Consider the following 1,819-nt stretch of genomic DNA (forward strand, 5'->3'; position numbering starts at 1 on the left):
CCGTACGTACGGTTCTGTAAGAGGGATGAGGCGGTAACGCCTCACCCTACTTGATGTTTGTGTTTCATATAGATGGGATATTCTGCCTTCCTCACACGCTGTGATGTTGCTCACGGCTTCATGATAAAGCAAACTCGGTTAACTGCTGGGGTTGTTGCAAAGTGTTTCTTGCTTAGTTCTTTAAATTCAATGGATTATATAATTTTTTGAGTGGTTATAGCGATTTTCTAAGGTTAATTTTCTTCTACGCCTACCGCCTAAACCAACAGAAACCAAGTTGAGGATGAGCCGCGGTTTTCCTCAATCACTATAATTTTATCAATCGAAGTAATTCTACGTAATAAAGGCGATCCTAATGTCTATCAAAACCACCAGTCAAAGTAACGTGATCCTACATGCGTTCGATTGGCCCTATGCTTTAGTGACTGAGCGCGCTCAGGAAATCAAAGCCTCTGGGTACAAGACAGTGCTTGTTTCTCCACCGATGAAGTCCTACCGTGGCGAGAAAGAAGTGTTGTGGTGGCAGTTGTACCAACCTCAAGACTATCGCGTTATAGATAACAAACTCGGTAATACTGAAGACTTCAAAGCGATGATGGCTGCACTTAATGAACTCGATATTTGGGTATACATAGATGTGGTTTTCAACCATATGGCGAATGAATCGAGCTTGCGTCTTGATCTTCAATACCCGAGTAAATCAGATATAACGTGCTATCAAGAGCACCCTAGCTACTTTGAGCAGCAAAAGCTGTTTGGTGACTTGAGTAAACCGCTTTTCACAGAAGAGGATTTTGTTGAAGCGTTTGGTATCGAGAACTGGAAGGATTGCTGGGAAGTGCAAAATGGCCGTTTAACCGGTGGACCAGAAGATCCAGGATTGCCAACGCTACGCACTAGCGAGTACGTTATTGCCCAGCAGCAAGCATATTTATTGGCGATGAAAGATCTTGGTGTGCGTGGCTATCGCATTGATGCGGCGAAGCACCTTACTCTTGATCACATTAAGAAAGTATTCACTGATGAGATCACTGAAGGCATGCATGTGTTCGGAGAGATCATTACTGATGGCGGTGCTACCGAGGAAGAATACGAACTCTTCCTTCAGCCATACCTTGAAGAGACTAGGTTGGCGGCATACGATTTTCCGCTGTTCAAAACCATTTTTGAAGCCTTCTCATCTAAGAAGGGGAGCTTGACCTCATTGATTGACCCTTACTGTTTTGGTCAGGCGCTAACTCATGAGCGGTCAATTACCTTTGTCACAACTCATGATATTCCAAACAACGATGTGTTCAGTGACATGGTTATGGAAGAGCAAGATGAGTGGCTGGCGTATGTGTATATTCTTACTCGCGGCAAAGGAGTGCCTCTCATATACAGCGACCTTGACCCAAGTGGTATCACTAACAAAAAAGGTTTACCAAGATGGGGGGATGGCTGGAAAGATCCAAAACTCGCTAAGTTGATTCACTTCTACCATACCGTACACGAGGCCACAGCTGAGATCATTGAGGCCAATGAAGATCTGCTGGCATTTAGCCGAGGTGACAAAGGCGTCGTTGTGATAAACAAGTCATCCCGTAGTAAGGTAGTGGCTTTAAATCAAACTAACGCATTGAGTTCGATCTTTTCTGATGCTGTGGTTGAGGCTGGTGGCGCGCTGCATATCGAACCAATGAGTGCTGAGGTTTTAGTATCGGTTTGAGTCGTTAGCTTTGAACACACTAAGCCGATACAAAAAGCCCTCGCAAAATAGTGCGAGGGCTTTTTTGTTTGCCCAGCGAAGCTGGCAAACCCGTCAGGTTGAAAGAAACCT

General features: G+C 44.7%; 1 protein-coding gene. It reads left to right on the plus strand.

Going from position 1 to position 1,819, the window contains the following annotated elements; all coding sequences use genetic code 11:
- The first annotated feature begins 355 nt into the window (after positions 1-355).
- On the plus strand, positions 356-1,708 hold the full coding sequence (locus ACJB0T_RS21850; protein WP_479292730.1) for an alpha-amylase family protein: 1,353 nt from the start codon (positions 356-358) through the stop codon (positions 1,706-1,708).
- Positions 1,709-1,819: the final 111 nt, after the last annotated feature.

The sequence above is a fragment of the Vibrio sp. CB1-5 genome (assembly GCF_059412285.1).